Origin of the sequence: Pseudomonas sp. LAIL14HWK12:I10 (genome assembly GCF_900184205.1) — a bacterium.
In the GTDB taxonomy this organism is placed as follows: Bacteria; Pseudomonadota; Gammaproteobacteria; order Pseudomonadales; family Pseudomonadaceae; genus Aquipseudomonas; species Aquipseudomonas kermanshahensis.
The window spans coordinates 284,108-306,227 of the sequence record NZ_FXWU01000002.1; the positions used below are offsets into that span (position 1 = coordinate 284,108).

Sequence of the window (22,120 nt, forward strand, 5' to 3'; positions counted from 1 at the left end):
GCCAAGCTCGCACCTGCAGGTTTGCGCAAAGCGCGAAGCTTGCGCTTTCCCTGTGGGAGCGGGCTTGCCCGCGAAAGCAGGCGACACGGCCTTGAATCAAGGCAGAACTTGCTTGAATGGCTTGACGATGACGCTGTCGTACACGCCCGCGGCAATGTACGGATCGGCATCGGCCCAGGCCTGTGCAGCGGCCAGTGAATCAAACTCAGCCACGATCAGGCTACCGCTGAAACCGGCTTCACCTGGGTCATTGCTGTCGATGGCAGGGTGTGGCCCGGCCAGCACCACGCGGCCTTCGGCCTTGAGTTGCTGCAGGCGCTCGATGTGCGCAGGGCGGGCAGCCAGGCGCTTTTCCAGGGAGTTCGCGACGTCGCTGGCGATGATGGCGTAGAGCATGTCAATCCTTGGGTTTGGAGGTAGAAGGGTCGTCGTGCAGGTGACGCGACAGGTAGACACCTTGGGCAACCAGGAAGATCACAGTCATGCCCAGGCTGCCGAACACCTTGAAATCGACCCAGAAGGCCTGGAAGGTGAAGGCGACGAACAGGTTGGCTGCGCCGCAGACCAGGAAGAAGCAGATCCAGGCCAGGTTCAGGCGGGTCCAGATGGCATCGGGCAGGGTCAGGGCGTGGCCCATGATGCGCTTGATCAGCACCCGGTCACCGATGAAGTGGCTGCCGGCGAACGCCAGGGCGAACAACCAGTTGACCACTGGCGCTTTCCATTTGAGGAAGGTTTCGCTGTGGAAGGTCAGGGTCAGGCCGCCGAACACCAGGCAGGCGACCAGGGTCAGCCATTGGCCTTTTTCCAGCTTGCGCTGGCGCAGGAACAGGGCACCGTACACCACCAGGGAACTGGCGATGAGCATGGCCGTGGCACTGTAGATACCGCCGAATTCGAAGCTGTGGCCGGCGACCTCCATGGGCCGCGGGTCGAGCTTGTAGACGATGAAGAACAGCAGCAACGGGATGAAATCGATGAATTGTTTCACAATGGCAGCCAGAATCGGGATGTGACGGCATAATAACAAACATCGATTCCAGCGGTAGCGCTCCTCCATGAATGTTGATCTGCACTGTCACAGCACGGCCTCCGACGGCGCCCTGTCGCCCACGGTCCTGGTCGCCCGGGCCCATGAGCACGGGGTGCAAACGCTGGCACTGACCGACCATGACACCCTCGAAGGGCTCGTCGAAGCACGCCAGGCCTGCCACGCGCACGGCATGCACTGGGTCAGCGGGGTAGAGCTGTCGTGCACCTGGGGCGGGGCAACCATCCATGTGCTGGGCTATGACTTCCCGCTCGACGCACCGCCCTTGCTCGACGCCATCGAGGCGTTGCACCGTGGCCGCTGGCTGCGCGCGGAGGAAATCGACAAACGGCTGGCGGTCAAGGGCATGCCGGGTGCGCTCGACGGTGCCAGGGCCGTGCAACAAGAACTCGGCGACAGCGGCAACGCCCCAGCGCGCCCGCACTTTGCCGAGTTTCTGGTGCGCGCGGGGCACGTCAAGGACCGCGGCGAGGCCTTCCGCAAGTGGCTGGGCGCCGGCAAACTCGGCGACGTCAAGCAGCATTGGCCGACCCTGGACGAAACCATTGCGACCCTTCGCCAGTCCAATGCTTGGGTGAGCCTGGCCCATCCGATGCATTACGATCTGACCCGCAGCAAGCGCAGACGGCTGATTGCCGACTATATTCAGGCAGGCGGGCAAGCACTTGAGGTGGTCAACGGGATGATGCCAGCCGAGCAGGTGGGCACGATGTCTATCCTCACCCGTGAGTTCGGCCTGCTGGCAAGCGCTGGCAGTGACTTCCACGGCCCCGGCACCTGGGGAGAGATCGGTGCCTACCGGCCTTTGCCCGAGGACCTGCCACCTCTGTGGCGCCGATTCAGCCATGAACAGCCTATGGCGGTATGAACAGGAAGACTATGTGAGCCAATTTTTCCAGATACATGCGGAAAACCCGCAAGCGCGCCTGATCAAACAGGCCGTCGAAATCATTCGCAAGGGCGGTGTGGTGGTCTATCCCACCGACTCGGCCTATGCACTGGGCTGCCAGATCGGTGACAAGAACGCCATCGAACGGGTCCGCCGTCTGCGCCAGTTGGACAAGCAACACAATTTCACCCTGTTGTGCTGCGACCTGTCGCAAATGGGCCTGTTTGCCAAGATCGATACCTCCACGTTCCGTCTGCTCAAAGCGCACATTCCGGGGCCCTATACCTTTATCCTCAACGCCACCCGGGAAGTGCCGCGGCTCTTGATGCACGAGAAGCGCCGCACCATCGGCTTGCGCGTGCCCTCCAATCCCATCGTCCTGGCGCTGCTCGAGGAGCTGGGCGAGCCGTTGATGAGTGTGAGTCTGATCTTGCCGGGCGATGAAGAACCCATGACGGACCCCTACGAGATCCGCCAACGCCTGGAGCACCATGTCGACCTGATCATCGATGGCGGCTTCGGCGACCTCAAGGCGTCCACGGTGATCGACCTGACGGGCGATGAGCCTGCATTGATCCGCGAAGGCTGCGGCGACCCGACCCCGTTCCTGGTCAACGCGTGAGCCAGGTGGAAGCGCCCGAGGCGCCGGCCGAGGAGGTCGAGTCGCCTCAACAGTTGCAACTGGCCCTGGTCTACGGCGAAGCCCTGACCGAGATGCCGGTGGACTTGTACATCCCACCGGACGCCCTGGAAGTCATTCTTGAAGCGTTCGAAGGCCCGTTGGACTTACTGCTGTACCTGATCCGCAAACAGAACATCGACATCCTCGACATCCCCGTGGCAGAGATCACCCGCCAGTACATGGGGTATGTTGAGCTAATGAAAAGCGTGCGCCTGGAGCTGGCTGCCGAATACCTGGTCATGGCTGCCATGCTGGCCGAGATCAAATCGCGCATGCTGTTGCCGCGTTCCACCGAGGTCGAGGAAGAAGAGGGCGACCCGCGCGCCGAGCTGATCCGCCGCTTGCAGGAATACGAGCGCTTCAAGGCGGCGGCTGAAGGTATCGACACGTTGCCACGGGTGGGCCGCGACATTGTCGTGCCACGCCTGGAGGCCCCCCAGGCCAAGGTGCGCAAGCTGCTGCCACAGGTCAGCCTGGAGGAGCTGCTGGTCTCGATGGCCGACGTCATGCGCCGCAATGACCTGTTCGAAAGCCACCAGATCACCCGCGAGACGCTCTCGACCCGCGAGCGCATGAGCCAGGTGCTCGACCGCCTCAAGGGCGGCGCTTTCGTGCCCTTTATCGAGCTGTTTACGGCAGAAGAGGGCAAGCTGGGGGTCGTGGTGACGTTCATGGCGATTCTTGAGCTGGTGAAGGAATCGCTGATCGAACTGGTGCAGAATGAGGCTTTCGCCGCGATCCACGTGCGGCTTCGCGCCGAGTTTGTTGAAGAACCTGATGAACCTGAATGAACCCCGCGACCTGGCGTCGCTGATCGAAGCCTTTCTGCTTGCCTCGGGCAAACCGCAGTCCCTTGAGCGCCTGTACGAGTTGTTCGAAGAGGCGGAGCGCCCGGAGCCCAAGGTGTTCAAGAAGGCCCTGGAAGTACTTGGCAAGTCGTGCAATGGCCGCGCTTTCGAACTCAAGGAAGTGGCCACCGGTTATCGCCTGCAGATCCGCGAAGACTTTGCCCCTTGGGTCGGGCGCCTGTGGGAGGAGCGGCCGCAGCGCTATTCCCGTGCGCTGCTCGAGACCATGGCGCTGATCGCTTACCGCCAGCCCATTACCCGTGGCGAAATCGAAGACGTGCGCGGTGTGGCGGTGAACAGCAACATCATCAAGACCCTGATGGAGCGCGAGTGGATCCGCATCGTCGGCTACCGCGAAGTGCCGGGCCGGCCGGCGATGTTCGCCACCACCAAGGCCTTTCTCGACCACTTCAACCTCAAGAGCCTTGAGGAGCTGCCGGCGTTGGCCGAGTTGCGCGAATTGGAGCCCGAACCCTTGCTCGACCCCGACGAGGCGCCGGTGCCTGCGCACCTTCAGGCGTTGGCCGATGCAAGCCTTGGGGATGAGGCTGAAGCCGAGGCGCCGAAGGATGAGACCAGCTTCCGCAGCTTGCTGGTGGAGTTGGATGCGATGGAAGAAGGGTTGAAGACTGACTTCGATGATTTGCGCGAGCAGGACGTGGTTGAGCCAGAGCCTTCGGTTGAGGGTGAAGACCCGGTACAGCCCTGAGCTCTCTACCACCAGTGCCGGCCTCTTCGCGGGTAAACCCGCTCCCACAGGTAAGTAGCAAGCTTCAGGCATTCTGTGTGGGAGCGGGTTTACCCGCGAAGAGGCCGGTACAGCCCACTAAAGAACCACTGGGCTGAAAATCACTGCCACCCCCACAAAACCCACTACGCTCCAGTGCGTTCCCGACACGAACCGCGTATGATGCGCGGCCCTTTGGCGCGTTCGTCGCCAAGACCCCTTTTTCATTCCTACACCGGGAGGTGCCCAGATGAGTGAGCAAGACCTGCAAAATACCGAAATTACCCCTCCATCCGGCGAAAAGCTGCAGAAAGTACTGGCGCGCATCGGCGTTGGTTCGCGCCGTGACGTCGAGGCCTGGATCAGCCAGGGTCGGATCAAGGTCAATGGCGTTGCCGCCACCCTCGGCCAGCGCGTCGACCTGCACGATGCCATCGCTGTCGACGGCAAGCTGATCAAGCGCGAGGAAGCCGCCGAGGCCACCCGCCGCGTGATCATGTACAACAAGCCCGACGGCGAAATCTGCACCCGTGACGACCCGGAAGGCCGCCCGACGGTGTTCGACCGCCTGCCACGCCCGAAAGAAGGGCGCTGGATCAACATCGGCCGCCTGGACATCAACACCACCGGCCTGTTGCTGTTCACCACCGACGGTGAATTGGCCAACCGCCTGATGCACCCGTCCTACGAGATGGACCGTGAATACGCGGTGCGTGTACGGGGTGAGGTCGACGACGAGATGATCGAGCGCCTGAAGGCGGGCGTGATGCTCGAAGACGGCCCGGCCAAGTTCACCGACATCCAGAAGGCCCCGGGCGGCGAAGGCTTCAACCATTGGTACCACTGCGTGGTGATGGAAGGCCGTAACCGCGAAGTGCGTCGCCTGTGGGAGTCCCAGGGCATGGTGGTCAGCCGCCTGAAGCGCGTGCGTTTCGGCCCGGTGTTCCTCAACTCCGACCTGCCGATGGGCCGCTGGCGCGAAATGACCCAGGGCGAAATCGACATCCTGGCCGCCGAAGTGGGCCTGCAGCCGGTGGCGCTGCCGACCTTGAACCTCAAGGCCAAGGACAAGATGGAGCGCATGCAGCGCAAGTCGAGCCGTCCGATGGGGCGTGGCGAGCGCGTGCGTAACCTGCGCCCGGCCAGCGATGCGACGGCTGGCGAGCGCCCAGCGCGTCAGCCGCGTGACACCGCCGCCGAGCGCCCAGCGCGCCCGTCGCGTGATGAAGCGCCACGCAAAGGCAACCGTGGCAGCACGGTGGCCGAGCGCCCGAGCGAGATGCGCAAGCGTACCGGCAAGCCAGAGGGCGACAAGCCGGCAGGCCGTGGCCGCGGCAAGCCGCGCGGTTGATCCGCAGCGTGAGATAAAAAACCAGCCTTCGGGCTGGTTTTTTTTCGCCTCCACCCAACCCGAATGAAGCGCGGACCTGGGGCGTAAAGCGGGCCCAACTCATTGATCAATCAACCTTTTTCTGACGAGTGGAAAGCTGGCAAACCACCGTGTAACGTTTTTTATACAAAATCATCCCTTTCCGGCCATCGAATGCGCATTTTCCTACACCTGTAAACAGAACTTGCCGCGCCAATGTCGCCAGCGCTCCCCCTATACCGTGGCCACCTATTGCCCAAACCCCCGCCACACGCTGATATAGCAGGCATTGCCGTGTGCAAGAGCCCGCCCACAGAGGCGTGCTGACAAAACAACAAATGGAGGCGCCATGTACGCCGATCACTCCGCCTTTCAAGGCTCACACCACAGGATCGCTGCGTTTTTTCCCAAGGAAATGACGCAACGCGTTGACGCCTGCGCGCTTGCAGGGGTATACAGTGCGCCGCGTTTTACCTGTGACCCTCTTGCGTACCGCGCACTCTTGATCACACCCGGCTGAACCGCCTCGGCGGCGCCCGCGTTCAAGAAACCCAAGGTAACCACCTTGCCCATTCCGCTGCGCCACGAGCGCGGTGGGTCCGATTTCGTCACAGATAAAAACAATGCAGGTGACTTCGTTCATGAGTGGACAAAACATGCATTCAGGCGAGCTAAAGCGGGGCCTGAAGAACCGCCACATCCAGTTGATCGCTCTCGGCGGTGCGATTGGTACGGGTCTGTTCCTCGGCTCGGCAGGCGTGATGAAATCCGCCGGCCCGTCGATGATCCTTGGTTACGCCATCTGCGGCTTCATCGCCTTCATGATCATGCGCCAGTTGGGCGAGATGATCGTCGAAGAGCCGGTGGCCGGTTCGTTCAGCCACTTTGCCCACAAATACTGGGGCGGTTTCGCGGGCTTCATGTCGGGCTGGAACTGCTGGGTGCTGTACATCCTGGTGGGCATGTCGGAACTGACGGCGGTCGGCAAGTACATCCACTACTGGTGGCCGGAGATCCCGACCTGGGTCACGGCGGCGGGCTTCTTCCTGCTGATCAACTTCATCAACCTGATGAACGTGAAAGTATTCGGTGAGGCCGAGTTCTGGTTCGCGATCATCAAGGTCGTGGCCATCGTCGGCATGATCGGCCTGGGTGCCTACCTGCTGACCAGCGGCAGCGGTGGCCCGGACGCGTCGGTGACCAACCTGTGGGCACACGGTGGGTTCTTCCCGCATGGTGTCAGCGGCCTGGTCATGGCCCTGGCGTTCATCATGTTCTCCTTCGGTGGCCTGGAGATGCTCGGTTTTACCGCAGCCGAGGCCGACAAACCGAAAACCGTGATCCCCAAGGCTATCAACCAGGTCATCTACCGCATCCTGATCTTCTACATCGGCGCGTTGGTCGTGCTGTTGTCGCTGACCCCATGGGACAACCTGGTCGCCAGCATCGACGCGTCCGGCGGCAGCTACGGCAGCAGCCCGTTCGTGCAGGTGTTCTCCCTGCTGGGCAGCGATGTGGCCGCCCACCTGCTGAACTTTGTGGTCCTGACCGCAGCATTGTCGGTGTACAACAGCGGCACCTACTGCAACGCCCGCATGCTGCTGGGCATGGCCGAGCAGGGTGATGCCCCGGCGGCCCTGGCCAAGGTCGACAAGCGCGGTGTGCCGGTGCGTTCGATCCTGGTCTCGGCGGCGGTGACCCTGATTGCCGTGCTGCTCAACTACTTCATCCCGCAGAACGCGCTGGAGTTGCTGATGTCGCTGGTCGTGGCGACCCTGGTGATCAACTGGGCGATGATCAGCTACTCGCACCTGAAGTTCCGCCAGCACCTGAACCGCACCGGCCAGAAGCCGCTGTTCAAGGCGCTGTGGTACCCCTACGGCAACTACATCTGCCTGGCTTTCGTGGTGCTGATCCTGGGCATCATGCTGCAGATCCCGGGTATCCAGATCTCGGTGTATGCGATCCCGGTGTGGGTGGTGGTGATGTTCCTCTTCTACCTCATCAAGCCTAAGCGTGACGCACAGGCTAACGGGGCTGCCGGTACTGTGGCCAAGTAATCGCCATAGGCGGCACGAAAAACCCGATGCCAGGTGACTGGCATCGGGTTTTTTTTGTTACGCGCCCCTTGTAGGAGCAGCCTTGTGCTGCGAAGAGGCCAGTGCAACCAGCACAAAACTCAGATCTGCTCCAGCAACCAACTGCGAAACGCCCGCAACGACGGCAGCGCTTCGTTGCGTGGCGGATAGATCAGGTAATAGCTGCGTTGGCTGGCAAACGCCTCGCCGGGGCTGAACAGCTCGCCCTTGGCCAGTTCCTCTTCCACCAGTATCCGCGGCACCAAGCCGATGCCGATGCCGGCCCGTACCGCTTGGATCAAATGCGACGTCAGCTCGAAGCTCGGCCCCAGGCGCATCGCCCGGTGCGGCAGGCTGTGGTGCGAGAACCACTCGCCCCAGGCATGCGGGTTGTTGGCGACGTTCAGCAGCACTTCTTCGCTGACCCGGGCAGGGCTCCAGCCATGCGCGTCGGCGCCGGCCTCTGGCGGCAGAATCACCAGCAGCTCTTCGGCGTGCAGGCGGTGGCAGATCAGCCCCGGCAGGTCGTGGCTCGCCACGCCGATTGCCGCATCGATCTCGCTGGTGTCGAAGTTGATCGCTTCGATCCGTGAATGGATATGCACCAGCATGCCCGGGTGGGCGCTGTAGAACGCATGCAGCCGCGGCAGCAGCCATTTCGAGCCGAAGGTGGGCAGGGTGGCCAGGCGCAACGTGCCGACACCCGACTGGTAGGCCAGCGCCTGCAAGGTGGCGCTGCGGATGCGCCCCAAGGCTTCGCTCAGCTCGCGCTGGTACAGCCGGCCGACGTCGGTCAGCTGCACCTGGCGCCCTTCACGGCGGAACAGCGTCAGCCCCAATTGCTGCTCCAGTGCCTGCACCTGGCGGCTGACAGCGCTTTGGGTCAACGACAGTTCGGCGGCGGCGCGGGTATAGCTTTCATGCCGGGCGGCAGCCTCGAACGCCAGCAGCAGCGACATGGACGGTGTCAGGTGGCGGTAATTCATTCATAAAAGTCATCGATAGCGGCAGGATTATCCGTTTGCCCTTGGCGCGAAACTACAGGAACATTGGCCTATTCGTCATCTGGTGTGAAACAACCCATGCCGGCTTGACAGGTTTTCCGTGAATTAGCCCATATCAAGAGGCCATCCGTCGATGATCGCCCAGCTGCCTACAAGTGCACCGACCGCCAACTACCCCGAATTCCTCGAGGCCCTGCGTAACAGCGGCTTCCGTGGCCAGATCAGTGCCGATTACGCCACCCGTACCGTGCTGGCCACCGACAACTCGATTTACCAGCGCCTGCCCCAGGCAGCGGTGTTCCCGCGTGACGCCGATGACGTGGCGCGGGTCGCCACGCTGATGGCCGAGGCGCGCTTTGCCCAGGTCAAACTGACCCCGCGTGGCGGCGGCACCGGCACCAACGGCCAGTCGCTGACCGATGGCATCGTCGTCGACCTGTCGCGGCACATGAACACCATCCTCGAAATCAACGCCGAGGAGCGTTGGGTGCGGGTCCAGGCCGGTGTGGTCAAGGACCAGCTCAATGCCGCGCTCAAGCCCCACGGGCTGTTCTTCGCCCCTGAGCTGTCCACCTCCAACCGCGCCACCGTCGGCGGCATGATCAACACCGATGCCAGCGGCCAGGGCAGCTGCACCTACGGCAAGACCCGCGATCACGTGCTCGAACTGCACAGCGTGCTGCTCGGCGGTGAGCGCCTGCACAGCCTGCCCATCGATGACGCTGCGCTGGCGCAGGCCTGCGCAGCGCCAGGCCGGGTTGGCGAGGTCTACCGTGTGGCCCGCGTGATCCAGGAAACCCAGGCCGAGCTGATCGAAAGCACCTTCCCCAAGCTCAACCGCTGCCTGACGGGCTACGACCTGGCACACCTGCGCGATGAACAGGGGCGCTTCAACCTCAACAGCGTGCTGTGCGGCGCCGAAGGCTCGCTGGGCTACGTGGTCGAAGCCAAGCTCAATGTGCTGCCGATTCCGAAATACGCGGTGCTGGTCAACGTCCGCTACACCAGCTTCATGGACGCCCTGCGTGACGCCAATGCGCTGATGGCGCACAAGCCGCTGTCGATCGAAACGGTCGACTCCAAGGTGCTGATGCTGGCCATGAAGGACATCGTCTGGCACAGCGTCGCCGAGTATTTCCCGGCCGACCCCGAGCGCCCGACCCTGGGTATCAACCTGGTGGAGTTCTGCGGCGATCAGCCGGACGAGGTCAATGCACGGGTGCAGGCGTTCATCCAGCACCTGCAAAACGACACCAGCGTCGAGCGCCTGGGGCACACCCTGGCCGAGGGCGCCGAGGCGGTCACCCGCGTTTACACCATGCGCAAACGCTCGGTGGGCCTGCTGGGCAACGTCGAGGGCGAGGTGCGCCCGCAGCCGTTCGTTGAAGACACCGCAGTACCACCGGAGCAGTTGGCCGACTACATCGCCGACTTCCGCGCATTGCTGGATGGCTACGGCCTGGCCTATGGCATGTTTGGCCACGTCGATGCCGGTGTACTGCACGTGCGCCCGGCGCTGGACATGAAAGACCCGGCCCAGGCCGCGCTGGTCAAGCCGATCTCCGATGCCGTGGCGGCGCTGACCAAAAGCTACGGCGGCCTGCTGTGGGGTGAGCACGGCAAGGGCCTGCGTTCAGAATACGTGCCCGAATATTTTGGCGAGCTGTACCCGGCGCTGCAGCGCCTGAAAGGCGCTTTCGACCCGCGCAACCAGCTCAACCCAGGCAAGATCTGCACCCCACCCGACAGCGCCGAAGGCCTGACCCGGGTCGATGGCGTGACCTTGCGCGGCGACCTCGACCGCACCATCGACGAGCGTGTCTGGCAGGACTTCAGCAGCGCTGTGCACTGTAACGGCAATGGCGCCTGCTACAACTACGACCCCAACGATGCCATGTGCCCGTCGTGGAAGGCCACCCGGGAGCGTCAGCATTCGCCCAAGGGCCGTGCCTCGTTGATGCGTGAGTGGCTGCGTTTGCAAGGCGCGGCGGATATCGACGTGCTGGCGGCGGCGCGTAACAAGGTGTCCTGGCTCAAGGGCCTGCCGGCACGGTTGCGCAACAACCGCGGGCGTGACCAGGGGCAGGCGGACTTCTCTCACGAGGTCTACGACGCCATGGCCGGTTGCCTGGCGTGCAAGTCCTGCGCGGGGCAGTGCCCGATCAAGGTCAACGTGCCGGACTTCCGCTCGCGTTTCCTCGAGCTGTACCACGGCCGCTACCAGCGCCCATTGCGGGATTACCTGATCGGTTCGCTGGAGTTCACCATTCCGTACCTGGCGCATGCGCCGGGGCTGTATAACGCGGTGATGGGCTCGAAGTGGGTGAGCAAGCTGTTGGCCGACAAGGTCGGCATGGTCGACAGCCCGCTGATCAGTCGTTTCAACTTCCAGGCGACCCTGACCCGCTGCCGCGTTGGCGTGGCCAGCGTGCCAGCGCTGCGCGAGCTGACCCCGGCCCAGCGTGAGCGCAGCATCGTGCTGGTGCAGGATGCCTTCACCCGTTACTTCGAGACGCCGCTGCTGGCCGCGTTCATCGACCTGGCGCACCGTCTTGGCCACCGGGTGTTCCTGGCGCCGTACAGTGCCAACGGCAAACCGCTGCACGTACAGGGCTTCCTTGGCGCGTTCGCCAAGGCGGCGATCCGTAATGGCACCCAGCTCAAGGCCCTGGCCGATTGTGGTGTACCGCTGGTGGGGTTGGACCCCGCGATGACCTTGGTCTATCGCCAGGAGTACCAGAAGGTGCCAGGCCTGGAAGACTGCCCGAAGGTGCTGTTGCCGCAGGAATGGTTGATGGATGCATTGCCCGAGCAAGCGGCGGCCAATGCTGGCAGCTTCCGCCTGATGGCGCACTGCACCGAGAAGACCAACGTGCCGGCCAGCACCCGTCAATGGGAGCAAGTGTTTGCCCGCCTGGGCTTGAAGCTGGTGACCGAGGCTACGGGTTGCTGTGGCATGTCCGGTACTTATGGGCATGAAGCGCGAAACCAGGAGACCTCGCGGACCATCTTCGAGCAGTCCTGGGCGACCAAGCTGGACAAGCAAGACGAACCGCTGGCGACGGGGTATTCGTGCCGCAGTCAGGTCAAGCGCATGACCGAACGGCAGATGCGCCATCCGCTGGAAGTGGTGTTGCAGTACGCGCAGCGTTAAACCTGCACCGGCCTCTTCGCGGGCAAGCCCGCTCCCACAGGGATACCGTTGGCTCGACGGTTGTGGTGATTCCTGTGGGAGCGGGCAAGCCCGCGAAGAGGCCGGTACAGCCACTGCATCATCAGGACAGCTCCAGGGTATCCCGAGCCCGGCGCGCCTGCCTGTACAGATAAAGGCTCAACACCAGCCCGCACGCCGCAGCCCCTGCCGCAAACAAGAACATCGAAGCAAACCCGAACCCCGCCGCCACTGCGCCCACCAGCGGGCCGGTAATGCCCAGCGACAAATCGATGAACAGCGAATACGCCCCAACCGCCGCGCCGCGGTTGGCCGCCGACACCTGGTTCACCGCTTCCACGCCCAGCGCCGGGAACACCAGCGAAAAACCAAACCCACTCAGTGCCGCACCTGCCAATGCCAGCTCGGCACTGGGTGCCAGCCACAGCATCAACAACCCCACGGTCTCTACCGAAAGGCAGGCGATCGCCACGCGAAAACCACCGATGCGATTGATCAGGTTGCCGAACAACAAGCGGGCACTGATGAAGCTGGCGCCGAACAGGCTCAAGGTCAGTGCGGCATTCGGCCAGTCGCGGCTGGCGTAGTACAAGGTGATGAACGTGGCGATGGTGCCAAAGCCGATCGAGCCCAAGGCCAGGCCTGAGCCATGCGGGAACACCTTGCCCAGTACGCTCAGGAATGGCAGGCGCACGCCGCTGACGATGGGCGCCGCGCGCTTGGGCCAGGCCAGCAGAAGGCCGGCCGCGCACAGCAGCATGATGCTCACGCCCATGCTCCATAGCCCCAGTGTCTTGACCATCAGCACACCCAGCGGCGCGCCAATGGCCAGAGCGCCATAGCTGGCAATGCCGTTCCAGGAGATGACCTTGGCGGTATTCTCAGCGCCCACCCGGCCGATGCCCCAGCCGATCGCGCCAGAGCCCACCAGGCTTTCGGCGCTGCCCAGCACCAGGCGGCCGATCAGCAAGCAGGTCAGGCTCAGCCAGGGCAGGTGGGTGAGAAAGGCGCAAGCCAGCATGAATACGCCGCTGAGCCCACAACCGGCCAGGCCATACATCACCGCCTTCTTGCTGCCGAGGTTGTCGATGATGCGGCTGGCCGTCGGGCGGCTGAGCAACGTGGCGAGGTATTGCACGCTGATCACCAGGCCAGCGACCACGGCGCTGAAGCCCAGGTCGTTATGCACATAGCTGGGCAATACGGCCAGGGGGATGCCGATGTTCAGGTAGCCAATAAAGGTGAAGAGGACGATGGAGACGACTTGCAGGGTGACCGCAAGAGGGCGCGGTGAGTGGGGCATGGGGGCCTTCGTGGCAGAGTTCTGGACGGTGTGAAAACGTGATGACGGGGGTGGCCCGCAGGTCAGCCGTTTTCACACAGTCGGGGGATGCGCAGTTATTCCTGGTCAGCGCTGGATTGATCGTCACCATCCTGGTCGACGGCAGGCGTCGGCTCGGCATGGACGGTAACGGTTTGCTCTTCTGGGTTCAGGCTTGGGAAGGGAAGATTCGGGATTTCATGCATCTCGTCGTTCCTCGCAAGTGTGAGTGAAAAGGCTGCGCCAGGCGCGTATGGGGCTTTAAAAAGCTGGGGCAGGATACAGCAGTCTGGATGACAGTTTGAAATTTTTCCCGTTCGTTTGTCGGTTTTACGGGCGAATAGCGGACATTTGCCTTACAAAAAACGGGGCCATTGCGGCCCCGTTTTCGCTTGTTACTTACGGCCTTCGGCCGTCTCGGCCACCTTGTCGGTGCGCGCGCACATGATGAAGTCGTTGCGGTGCAGGCCTTTGATCGAGTGGCTCCACCAGGTCACGGTGACCTTGCCCCACTCGGTCAGCAGGCCGGGGTGGTGGCCTTCGGCTTCAGCGATTTCACCCACGGCGTTGGTGAAGTCCAGGGCGTGCTTGAAGTTCTTGAACTTGAACACGCGCTCCAGCTCCATGTGGCCGTCACGCACTTCGATGTTCCAGTCCGGGATTTCGCGAATCAGCTCGGCCAACTCTTCGTCACTGACTTTCGGGGCGTCGGCGCGGCAGGCTTCGCAGTGGGCTTGGTTCAAGGCATTCATGGTGTCTTTTTCCAGTTCGAGTTGTTATCAGGTGGCTTCAGGCAGCAACCTTGGGTGGAAACTTGGGGGTGTGCAGGCCCAACTGCATGGCCTGCTGCACCATGCCCATGATGTCTTCATGGGCCAGGTCGAACAGGCGCTTGAGGTTCGGCAGCACGAAGTACAGCGGCTGCAGAATGTCGATACGGTACGGCGTGCGCATCGCCTCGATCGGGTCGAACGCCTGATGTTCCGGTTCGTTCGACAGACTGTAGACCGTTTCTTTCGGCGAAGAGAGGATGCCGCCGCCATAGATCTTGCGACCTTGCGGGGTCTCCATCAGGCCGAACTCGATGGTCATCCAGTACAGGCGCGCCAGGTAAACGCGCTGTTCCTTGGTCGCAGCCAAGCCGAGCTTGCCGTAGGTGTGGGTGAATTCGGCGAAATACGGGTTGGTCAGCAGCGGGCAGTGGCCGAAGATCTCGTGGAAGATGTCGGGCTCCTGCAGGTAGTCCAGCTCTTCCGGCGTGCGGATGAACGTGGCGACCGGGAAGCGCTTGCTGGCCAGCAGTTCGAAGAACGTTTGGAAGGGGATCAGCGCTGGCACCCTGGCAACCTGCCAGCCGGTGGTGGCGCCCAAGACCTTGTTGACCTCGCCCAATTGCGGGATACGGTCGTGGGGCAGCTTCAACTGATCGATGCCGTCCAGGTATTCCTGGCAGGCACGGCCTTCGATGACTTTCAGCTGACGCGTGATCAGCGTGTTCCACACCGCATGCTCTTGCTGCGGGTAGTCGATAAAACCATGCGCATCGGGCTCGCGTGCCACGTATTGCGTCTGTTTCATGTGGCTCTCCTGGTGAGGGCTTTTCTTGTTATGTCCACGACATACCTAAGGAATATCCCCTCATTGCCCGATTTGCACGGGGGTAGGGCAGCCACCCCGGTCCAGGATCGGTCCTGGTTCGTAACGATAATTTTACAAAAAGGCGTAGGTGTCGGAAAATCCGGGGCAAAGGGCTGATGGTTTACGGGTTTTTGTCAGCTTATCTTTACGAATTTTCTGCGTCGGGTTGAAAAACTTCGGCGCTTCGAGAGCGTTCATGCGTATCAAAGTGCATTGCCAGAACCGCATCGGCATCCTTCGCGACATCCTCAACCTGTTGGTGGAGTACGGCATCAACGTGCTGCGTGGTGAGGTGGGCGGCGACCATGGCAACGCCATCTACCTGCACTGCCCGAACCTAATCAACTTGCAGTTTCAGGCACTGCGGCCCAAGTTCGAAGCCATTGCCGGGGTGTTCGGCGTCAAACGCGTCGGCTTGATGCCCAGCGAGCGCCGGCACATGGAGCTGAACGCGTTGCTGGGTGCGTTGGACTTTCCGGTGCTGTCGATCGACATGGGCGGCAGCATCGTCGCCGCCAACCGCACTGCGGCGCAGTTGCTCGGGGTGCGCGTCGACGAGGTGCCGGGCATGCCGCTGGCGCGTTATGTGGAAGACTTCGACCTGCCCGAGTTGGTGCGCGCCAACAAGTCACGCATCAATGGCCTGCGGGTCAAGGTGAAAGGGGATGTGTTTCTCGCCGACATCGCCCCCTTGCAATCCGAGCATGACGACAGCGAGGCGCTGGCCGGCGCAGTGCTGACCCTGCACCGCGCGGACCGTATCGGTGAGCGCATCTACAACGTGCGCAAGCAGGAACTGCGCGGCTTTGACAGTATCTTCCAGAGCTCGCGGGTGATGGCGGCGGTGGTGCGGGAGGCACGGCGCATGGCGCCCTTGGATGCCCCTTTGCTGATCGAAGGGGAGACCGGCACCGGCAAGGAGTTGCTGGCACGTGCCTGCCACCTGGCCAGCCCGCGTGGGCAGTCGCCGTTAATGGCGCTCAACTGTGCGGGGTTGCCAGAATCCATGGCCGAGACCGAGCTGTTCGGCTACGGGCCGGGTGCTTTCGAGGGTGCGCGGGCCGAGGGCAAGCTGGGCCTGCTGGAGCTGACGGCCGGCGGCACGCTGTTCCTTGACGGGGTAGGGGAGATGAGCCCGCGTTTGCAGGTGAAACTGCTGCGCTTTCTGCAGGACGGTTGCTTTCGCCGCGTAGGCAGTGATGAAGAGGTGTACCTGGATGTGCGAGTGATCTGCGCCACCCAGGTGGATTTGTCCGAGCTGTGCGCGCGCGGTGAGTTCCGCCAGGACCTGTACCACCGCCTCAACGTGCTGTCGCTGCACATTCCGCCATTGCGTGAGTGCATGGACGGGCTGGAAGGCTTGGTGCAGCACTTTCTCGACCAGGCCAGCCGGCAGATCGGCTGCGCCTTGCCACGGTTATTACCGGCCGCGATGGATAAACTAAGCCAATACCACTGGCCAGGCAACGTACGGCAACTGGAAAACGTATTGTTCCAGGCGGTTTCGTTATGTGAAGGCGGTGTAGTTAAAAGTGAACATATACGGTTGCCGGACTACGGTGTGCGGCAACCGTTGGGAGAGTTTTCATTGGAAGGGGACCTTTCACAGATTGTCGGCCGTTTTGAAAAAGCCGTGCTGGAAAGTTTGATGGGGGAATTTACAAGTAGTCGCGCGCTGGGCAAAAGACTGGGTGTTTCGCACACCACGATTGCCAATAAGTTGCGGGATTATGCATTGGGAAAGTCAACTGAATAATGCCAGCCGACTGGGTTTATTTGTTCGCGGGGAAACCCGCGAAGGGCCCCAGCGGGGCCCCGATCTCAAGGGTTAGCCGTTAGAGCAACCGTTCCCCATCACGCGGTATTCAAGAATGTGCTTCTGGCCCTGGGAGTCCTCGTAGGTCATGCGGGCGGGCACGACTTCACAGACGTTGGGCACTTCGCTCATGGAGATGACGCGGGCAATGTCCAAGTGCTGCGAGTAACTGTACTGTTCAACCGGAATCTGCTCGGCATCGTTTGCTTCGCCGGCCATTGCCGCGCCGCAAAGACTGCCAAGTACCAATACCAGTAACGCTTTCATTTTCTATTTACCTGTCTAAGGTCGTGAGGGGGTGCGCGGCGCTTGTGGCGCCGCGAGTGCTGCTAGTTTTAACGATCGGGATTAAGCGGGTGATTAACGCTTGCCTTCGTGGGGGCTGTTGCCAGAAGTTAATCGCCTTGCCGTTGTTGGCGAGATGAATTCTAGGCAGGTGGCAACCGCTGAAACAGTGGGACTTTTGATAAAGTGTTTTGACAGAATCTGTAACAATCACGCGAAAAAAACTGCGATTCTTTCTGCCCAGGGCTGCGAGCCGCGTGCTAGAGCGCTTTGCTCGTACGTCAGTACCAAAATCTGCTGCTTTACTACCAACGTCGAATGGCTTTTGCCGCTCTGGTACAGTTACAAACGGTTCCATACAAAAACAACTATTACACCGAGGTAACACAGATGAGTGCGGCTCCACTGTATCCCGTTCGTCCCGAGGTTGCGGCTACTACCCTGACCGACGAGGCCACCTACAAGGCCATGTACCAGCAATCGGTGATCAACCCGGACGGCTTCTGGCGCGAGCAGGCCCAGCGTCTCGACTGGATCAAGCCGTTCACCAAGGTCAAGCAGACCTCGTTCGATGACCACCATGTCGATATCAAGTGGTTTGCCGACGGCACTCTGAACGTTTCCTCCAACTGCCTGGACCGTCACCTCGAAGAGCGTGGCGACCAACTGGCGATCATCTGGGAGGGCGACGACCCTTCCGAGCACCGCAACATCACCTACCGCGAGCTCCACGAGCAGGTCTGCAAGTTCGCCAACGCCCTGCGCGGCCAAGACGTGCACCGTGGCGATGTGGTGACTATCTATATGCCGATGATCCCCGAGGCCGTGGTCGCCATGCTGGCCTGTGCCCGCATCGGTGCAATCCACTCGGTGGTGTTCGGCGGCTTCTCCCCTGAGGCGTTGGCTGGCCGAATCATCGACTGCAAGTCCAAGGTGGTGATCACCGCCGACGAAGGTGTGCGTGGCGGGCGCCGTACGCCGCTCAAAGGCAACGTCGACCTGGCGCTGACCAACCCTGAGACCAGCAGCGTGCAGAAGATCATCGTGTGCAAGCGCACCGGTGGCGATATCGCCTGGCACCAACACCGCGACATCTGGTACGAAGACCTGATGAAAGTGGCCTCCAGCCACTGCGCGCCGAAAGAGATGGGCGCTGAAGAAGCGCTGTTCATCCTTTACACCTCCGGCTCCACCGGCAAGCCCAAGGGCGTGCTGCACACCACCGGGGGTTACCTGGTTTACGCCGCGCTGACCCACGAGCGCGTGTTCGACTACCGCCCAGGTGAAGTCTACTGGTGCACCGCCGACGTTGGCTGGGTCACTGGTCACAGCTACATCGTCTACGGCCCGCTGGCCAACGGCGCCACCACCTTGCTGTTCGAAGGCGTGCCGAACTACCCGGACATCACCCGTGTGTCGAAGATCGTCGACAAGCACAAGGTCAATATCCTTTACACCGCACCGACCGCAATCCGCGCCATGATGGCCGAAGGGCAGGCTGCGGTAGAGGGTGCTGATGGTTCCAGCCTGCGCCTGTTGGGTTCGGTCGGCGAGCCGATCAACCCCGAAGCGTGGAACTGGTACTACAAGACCGTCGGCAAGGAGCGTTGCCCGATCGTCGACACCTGGTGGCAGACCGAGACCGGCGGCATCCTGATCAGCCCGCTGCCGGGCGCCACTGGTCTCAAGCCGGGTTCGGCGACCCGTCCGTTCTTCGGCGTGGTGCCGGCGCTGGTGGATAACCTGGGCAACCTGATCGATGGCGCTGCCGAAGGCAACCTGGTGATTCTCGATTCCTGGCCGGGCCAGTCGCGCTCGCTGTATGGTGACCACGACCGCTTCGTCGACACCTACTTCAAAACCTTCCGGGGCATGTACTTCACCGGCGACGGCGCGCGCCGCGACGAGGATGGCTACTACTGGATCACCGGGCGCGTGGACGACGTGCTCAACGTGTCTGGCCACCGCATGGGGACTGCCGAGATCGAAAGCGCCATGGTTGCCCATTCCAAGGTTGCCGAAGCGGCAGTGGTGGGCGTGCCGCATGACATCAAGGGCCAGGGCATCTATGTTTATGTCACCCTCAATGCCGGCGTGGAGCCTAGTGAACAATTGCGCCTGGAGCTGAAGAACTGGGTGCGCAAGGAGATCGGCCCGATTGCCTCGCCGGATGTGATCCAGTGGGCGCCAGGGCTGCCGAAGACACGTTCGGGTAAGATCATGCGGCGTATCCTGCGCAAGATCGCCACGGCGGAATACGGCTCGCTGGGTGATATCTCGACCCTGGCCGACCCGGGTGTGGTGCAGCATCTGATCGACACGCACAAGGCCATGAACCTGGCTACGGCCTGATGCTATGAGCGGGGCTGCCTTGCAGCCCTATCGCCGGCAAGCCGGCTCCCACAGGGGGTGCAGAGTATTCAGGAGCACCGCCGAACCTGTGGGAGCCGGCTTGCCGGCGATTGGACTGCAGCGCAGTCCCCTCCAAGTAGAAACCCCGCACGGGCAACCGGCGGGGTTTTTTGCTTTACTGTTACCCGACATTCATCGGTAACTCTTCTGTCACCGATTACGCACAGGCGCGGGGCGAGCGGAAACAGTTATGACCTGTTTCGGTGCGTTCGCCGAGCCATTTTCTGCAACACAGCACGCTACACTTGCCGTCGTACAAGGCTTTGCGAATAATAGGCCCAGTAATTGCTAGGTCTATAGGTTATTTTCCTTGCGCCTTTGCATGTTTTGCAATGGCTGTCAACATCGCCCGCAGTGGTTTCAAGCGCTTCTGTAAGTAGTTGTCGCTTTGAAGAAATATCGACTACCGGGCTGTCGTTAAAATGCCACTCACTCGCTCGTGGTCTGCGGCCTTGGTCGAACCCTGCGCGGCTCGCGTTGTACCCATTCGCATATCGGGCAGTTGTTACCCTGCCTTGTATTGCCCCGTACCGATGGAGTTACCTGATGAAGAAGCTCGCACTGCTTGGCGCCCTGGCGCTGTCCGTGTTTTCCCTGGTGTCGCAGGCCGATGAAAAACCGTTGAAAATCGGCATCGAAGCCGCTTACCCACCCTTCGCCTTCAAGCAGCCGGACGGCAGCATCGCCGGTTTCGACTACGACATCGGCAATGCCCTGTGTGAAGAGATGAAAGCCAAGTGCACCTGGGTCGAGCAAGAGTTCGACGGCCTGATCCCGGCACTGAAGGTGCGCAAGATCGACGCTATCCTGTCGTCGATGTCGATCACCGAAGACCGCAAGAAATCGGTCGACTTCACCAAGCGCTACTACCTGACCCCAGCGCGCCTGGTCATGAAGGAAGGCACCACCGTCAGCGACAACCTCAACGAACTGCAGGGCAAGAAGATCGGCGTGCAGCGTGGCTCGATCCATGACCGCTTCGCCAAGGAAGTGCTGGGCGCCAAAGGTGCCACCGTGGTCCCTTACGGCACCCAGAACGAAATCTACCTGGATGTCGCGGCCGGTCGCCTCGATGGCACCGTGGCTGACGCCACCCTGCTGGAAGATGGCTTCCTGAAGACCGACGCTGGCAAAGGCTTCGCGTTCGTAGGCCCCGCATTCACCGACGCCAAGTACTTCGGTGACGGCATCGGCATTGCCGTGCGCAAGGGCGACAAGGCCAACGTCGACCGCATCAACGCGGCCATCGACGCCATCCGTGCCAACGGCAAGTACAAACAAATCGAAGCCAAGTACTTCAATTTCGATATCTACGGTCCAGACTCGAAGTAAGACGTCGGGTTAAACCTGTGCAATGGTGCAAACAGCAGAGGGCTCTGAGGTTTGCACCATTTTTCATTCTCTAGGTCGAGGACCTCATCATGTTGAAAGGCTACGGGGCAGTCATCCTCGACGGGGCGTGGCTGACGCTGCAGCTCGCCCTGTCGTCGATGGCCCTGGCCATCGTGCTCGGCCTGATCGGTGTGGCGCTGCGCTTGTCGCCGGTGCGCTGGCTGGCTTGGCTGGGCGATATGTATGCCACGGTCATCCGTGGTATTCCGGACTTGGTACTGATCCTGCTGATCTTCTACGGCGGGCAAGACATCATCAACCGGGTAGCGCCGCTGCTCGGTTACGAAGACTACATCGACCTGAATCCGCTGGCGGCGGGTATCGGGACCTTGGGCTTCATTTTTGGCGCCTACATGTCGGAAACCTTCCGCGGCGCCTTCCTCGGCATCCCCAAGGGCCAGGCCGAAGCCGGCGTGGCTTACGGCATGAGCAACCGTCAGGTGTTCTTCCGCATCCAGGTGCCGCAGATGATCCGCCTGGCCATCCCGGGCTTCACCAACAACTGGCTGGTGCTGACCAAGGCTACGGCGCTGATTTCGGTGGTCGGCCTGCAGGACATGATGTTCAAGGCCAAGCAGGCGGCGGACGCTACCCGTGAACCCTTCACCTTCTTCCTGGCGGTGGCGGCCCTGTACCTGGTGCTGACCAGTGTCTCGCTGCTGGCGCTGAAGTATCTTGAAAAACGCTACTCGGTAGGCGTCAAGGTGGTTGAGCTATGATCTTCGACTACAACGTGGTGTGGGAGGCCATGCCGCTGTACTTGGGCGGGTTGCTGACCACCCTGAAGCTGCTGGCGCTGTCGCTGTTGTTCGGTTTGCTCGCGGCGATTCCGCTGGGGCTGATGCGGGTGTCCAAGCAGCCGCTGGTGAACCTCACCGCTTGGCTGTACACCTATGTGATCCGCGGTACGCCGATGCTGGTGCAGTTGTTCCTGATCTACTACGGCCTGGCCCAGTTCGAAGCGGTGCGCGAGAGTATCTTCTGGCCGCTGCTGTCCAGTGCGACCTTCTGCGCTTGCCTGGCCTTTGCCGTCAACACCAGCGCCTACACCGCAGAAATCATCGCCGGCAGCCTCAAGGCCACGCCCCATGGCGAGATCGAAGCGGCCAAGGCCATGGGCATGTCGCGCTTCAAGATGTACCGCCGCATCCTGCTGCCCTCGGCCTTGCGCCGGGCATTGCCGCAGTACAGCAACGAAGTGATCATGATGCTGCAGACCACCAGCCTGGCGTCGATCGTCACCCTGATCGACATCACGGGTGCGGCGCGCACGGTCAATGCCCAGTACTACCTGCCTTTCGAGGCCTACATCACGGCGGGCGTGTTCTACCTGTGCCTGACCTTCATCCTGGTGCGCCTGTTCAAGATGGCCGAACGCCGCTGGCTCGGCTACCTGGCGCCGCGCAAGCACTGACCGCTTTGTGAGAATCGACAGC

20 protein-coding genes are annotated in these 22,120 nt (G+C 61.8%); 12 read left to right on the plus strand and 8 right to left on the minus strand.

From position 1 onward, the window contains the following. Positions 1-96: 96 nt before the first annotated feature. Positions 97-396, minus strand: coding sequence for a YciI family protein (locus tag QOS90_RS05220; protein ID WP_027593106.1), 300 nt, complete (start codon positions 394-396; stop codon positions 97-99). Between the two features lies 1 nt (position 397). Next, on the minus strand, positions 398-991 hold the full coding sequence (locus tag QOS90_RS05225) for a septation protein A (protein WP_027593105.1): 594 nt from the start codon (positions 989-991) through the stop codon (positions 398-400). A 67-nt stretch (positions 992-1,058) separates the two neighbouring features. Here QOS90_RS05225 and QOS90_RS05230 point away from each other — a divergent pair, with 67 nt between their 5' ends. From QOS90_RS05230 to QOS90_RS05255, 6 genes are all read left to right on the plus strand, one after another. Next, entirely contained in the window at positions 1,059-1,919 is an 861-nt protein-coding gene (locus tag QOS90_RS05230) for a PHP domain-containing protein (protein WP_085272480.1), read from the plus strand. 13 nt (positions 1,920-1,932) lie between these two features. Beyond that, positions 1,933-2,562, plus strand: a complete 630-nt coding sequence (locus QOS90_RS05235) for an L-threonylcarbamoyladenylate synthase (RefSeq protein WP_033694002.1) — start codon at positions 1,933-1,935, stop codon at positions 2,560-2,562. Beyond that, complete coding sequence (locus QOS90_RS05240) at positions 2,559-3,413, plus strand: segregation and condensation protein A (protein WP_085272481.1); 855 nt, start codon at positions 2,559-2,561, stop codon at positions 3,411-3,413. Before QOS90_RS05235 ends, QOS90_RS05240 begins: the two co-directional genes overlap by 4 nt. Further along, the gene (scpB, locus tag QOS90_RS05245; protein WP_027593101.1) at positions 3,400-4,179 is read left to right on the plus strand and encodes an SMC-Scp complex subunit ScpB; all 780 of its coding nucleotides are present in this window, start codon (positions 3,400-3,402) and stop codon (positions 4,177-4,179) included. The genes QOS90_RS05240 and scpB overlap by 14 nt, the downstream gene beginning before the upstream one ends. 268 nt (positions 4,180-4,447) lie before the next feature. Then, positions 4,448-5,548 carry a 23S rRNA pseudouridine(2605) synthase RluB gene (rluB, locus tag QOS90_RS05250; protein ID WP_027593100.1) on the plus strand — a complete coding sequence of 367 codons (1,101 nt, stop codon included), beginning with the start codon at positions 4,448-4,450 and terminating at the stop codon, positions 5,546-5,548. Between the two features lie 659 nt (positions 5,549-6,207). Continuing rightward, complete coding sequence (locus tag QOS90_RS05255) at positions 6,208-7,626, plus strand: amino acid permease (RefSeq protein WP_172960378.1); 1,419 nt, start codon at positions 6,208-6,210, stop codon at positions 7,624-7,626. Between the two features lie 119 nt (positions 7,627-7,745). On the opposite strand, the gene QOS90_RS05260 is transcribed toward QOS90_RS05255, so the two are convergent. Beyond that, on the minus strand, positions 7,746-8,630 hold the full coding sequence (locus QOS90_RS05260) for a LysR substrate-binding domain-containing protein (RefSeq protein ID WP_027593098.1): 885 nt from the start codon (positions 8,628-8,630) through the stop codon (positions 7,746-7,748). A gap of 151 nt (positions 8,631-8,781) precedes the next feature. Here QOS90_RS05260 and ydiJ point away from each other — a divergent pair, with 151 nt between their 5' ends. After that, entirely contained in the window at positions 8,782-11,802 is a 3,021-nt protein-coding gene (gene ydiJ / locus QOS90_RS05265) for a D-2-hydroxyglutarate dehydrogenase YdiJ (protein WP_085272482.1), read from the plus strand. A 121-nt stretch (positions 11,803-11,923) separates the two neighbouring features. On the opposite strand, the gene QOS90_RS05270 is transcribed toward ydiJ, so the two are convergent. The 4 genes from QOS90_RS05270 to phhA all read right to left on the minus strand — a co-directional run bounded on the left by QOS90_RS05270 (position 11,924) and on the right by phhA (position 14,719). Further along, positions 11,924-13,123 (minus strand): MFS transporter, encoded by a 1,200-nt coding sequence (locus QOS90_RS05270; protein WP_027593096.1) that lies wholly within the window; start codon positions 13,121-13,123, stop codon positions 11,924-11,926. A 95-nt stretch (positions 13,124-13,218) separates the two neighbouring features. Further along, a complete protein-coding gene (locus tag QOS90_RS05275; RefSeq protein ID WP_256214942.1) occupies positions 13,219-13,347 on the minus strand; it encodes a hypothetical protein in 129 nt (42 codons plus the stop codon). A 189-nt stretch (positions 13,348-13,536) separates the two neighbouring features. Next, the gene (locus tag QOS90_RS05280) at positions 13,537-13,893 is read right to left on the minus strand and encodes a 4a-hydroxytetrahydrobiopterin dehydratase (protein ID WP_027593094.1); all 357 of its coding nucleotides are present in this window, start codon (positions 13,891-13,893) and stop codon (positions 13,537-13,539) included. A gap of 37 nt (positions 13,894-13,930) precedes the next feature. Further along, entirely contained in the window at positions 13,931-14,719 is a 789-nt protein-coding gene (gene phhA, locus QOS90_RS05285) for a phenylalanine 4-monooxygenase (protein WP_027593093.1), read from the minus strand. A gap of 256 nt (positions 14,720-14,975) precedes the next feature. Between phhA and QOS90_RS05290 the strand changes: the two genes are divergently transcribed. Beyond that, positions 14,976-16,535, plus strand: coding sequence for a sigma-54-dependent phenylalanine hydroxylase transcriptional regulator PhhR (locus QOS90_RS05290; protein WP_027593092.1), 1,560 nt, complete (start codon positions 14,976-14,978; stop codon positions 16,533-16,535). Between the two features lie 72 nt (positions 16,536-16,607). Here the strand turns inward: QOS90_RS05290 and QOS90_RS05295 are convergent, their stop codons facing one another. Continuing rightward, a complete protein-coding gene (locus tag QOS90_RS05295) occupies positions 16,608-16,862 on the minus strand; it encodes a DUF2790 domain-containing protein (protein WP_027593091.1) in 255 nt (84 codons plus the stop codon). A gap of 408 nt (positions 16,863-17,270) precedes the next feature. Here QOS90_RS05295 and acs point away from each other — a divergent pair, with 408 nt between their 5' ends. The 4 genes from acs to QOS90_RS05315 all read left to right on the plus strand — a co-directional run bounded on the left by acs (position 17,271) and on the right by QOS90_RS05315 (position 22,098). Further along, positions 17,271-19,232, plus strand: a complete 1,962-nt coding sequence (acs, locus tag QOS90_RS05300; protein WP_027593090.1) for an acetate--CoA ligase — start codon at positions 17,271-17,273, stop codon at positions 19,230-19,232. 606 nt (positions 19,233-19,838) lie between these two features. Then, positions 19,839-20,624, plus strand: coding sequence for an L-arginine-binding protein AotJ (gene aotJ / locus QOS90_RS05305; RefSeq protein WP_085272483.1), 786 nt, complete (start codon positions 19,839-19,841; stop codon positions 20,622-20,624). Positions 20,625-20,713: 89 nt separating this feature from the next. Further along, positions 20,714-21,403: an ABC transporter permease gene (locus QOS90_RS05310; protein ID WP_085272484.1), complete on the plus strand. Its 690-nt coding sequence runs from the start codon at positions 20,714-20,716 to the stop codon at positions 21,401-21,403. Next, a complete protein-coding gene (locus QOS90_RS05315; RefSeq protein ID WP_027593087.1) occupies positions 21,400-22,098 on the plus strand; it encodes an ABC transporter permease in 699 nt (232 codons plus the stop codon). The genes QOS90_RS05310 and QOS90_RS05315 overlap by 4 nt, the downstream gene beginning before the upstream one ends. The last annotated feature ends 22 nt before the right edge of the window (positions 22,099-22,120 follow it).

Coding starts and splice junctions, on each gene's coding strand:
- QOS90_RS05220 (WP_027593106.1), bottom strand. CDS start 396: ATGCTCTACGCCATCATCGCCAGCGACGTCGCGAACTCCCTGGAAAAG.
- QOS90_RS05230 (WP_085272480.1), top strand. CDS start 1,059: ATGAATGTTGATCTGCACTGTCACAGCACGGCCTCCGACGGCGCCCTG.
- scpB (WP_027593101.1), top strand. CDS start 3,400: ATGAACCTGAATGAACCCCGCGACCTGGCGTCGCTGATCGAAGCCTTT.
- rluB (WP_027593100.1), top strand. CDS start 4,448: ATGAGTGAGCAAGACCTGCAAAATACCGAAATTACCCCTCCATCCGGC.
- QOS90_RS05255 (WP_172960378.1), top strand. CDS start 6,208: ATGAGTGGACAAAACATGCATTCAGGCGAGCTAAAGCGGGGCCTGAAG.
- QOS90_RS05260 (WP_027593098.1), bottom strand. CDS start 8,630: ATGAATTACCGCCACCTGACACCGTCCATGTCGCTGCTGCTGGCGTTC.
- ydiJ (WP_085272482.1), top strand. CDS start 8,782: ATGATCGCCCAGCTGCCTACAAGTGCACCGACCGCCAACTACCCCGAA.
- QOS90_RS05270 (WP_027593096.1), bottom strand. CDS start 13,123: ATGCCCCACTCACCGCGCCCTCTTGCGGTCACCCTGCAAGTCGTCTCC.
- QOS90_RS05275 (WP_256214942.1), bottom strand. CDS start 13,347: ATGCATGAAATCCCGAATCTTCCCTTCCCAAGCCTGAACCCAGAAGAG.
- QOS90_RS05280 (WP_027593094.1), bottom strand. CDS start 13,893: ATGAATGCCTTGAACCAAGCCCACTGCGAAGCCTGCCGCGCCGACGCC.
- phhA (WP_027593093.1), bottom strand. CDS start 14,719: ATGAAACAGACGCAATACGTGGCACGCGAGCCCGATGCGCATGGTTTT.
- QOS90_RS05290 (WP_027593092.1), top strand. CDS start 14,976: ATGCGTATCAAAGTGCATTGCCAGAACCGCATCGGCATCCTTCGCGAC.
- QOS90_RS05295 (WP_027593091.1), bottom strand. CDS start 16,862: ATGAAAGCGTTACTGGTATTGGTACTTGGCAGTCTTTGCGGCGCGGCA.
- acs (WP_027593090.1), top strand. CDS start 17,271: ATGAGTGCGGCTCCACTGTATCCCGTTCGTCCCGAGGTTGCGGCTACT.
- aotJ (WP_085272483.1), top strand. CDS start 19,839: ATGAAGAAGCTCGCACTGCTTGGCGCCCTGGCGCTGTCCGTGTTTTCC.
- QOS90_RS05310 (WP_085272484.1), top strand. CDS start 20,714: ATGTTGAAAGGCTACGGGGCAGTCATCCTCGACGGGGCGTGGCTGACG.
- QOS90_RS05315 (WP_027593087.1), top strand. CDS start 21,400: ATGATCTTCGACTACAACGTGGTGTGGGAGGCCATGCCGCTGTACTTG.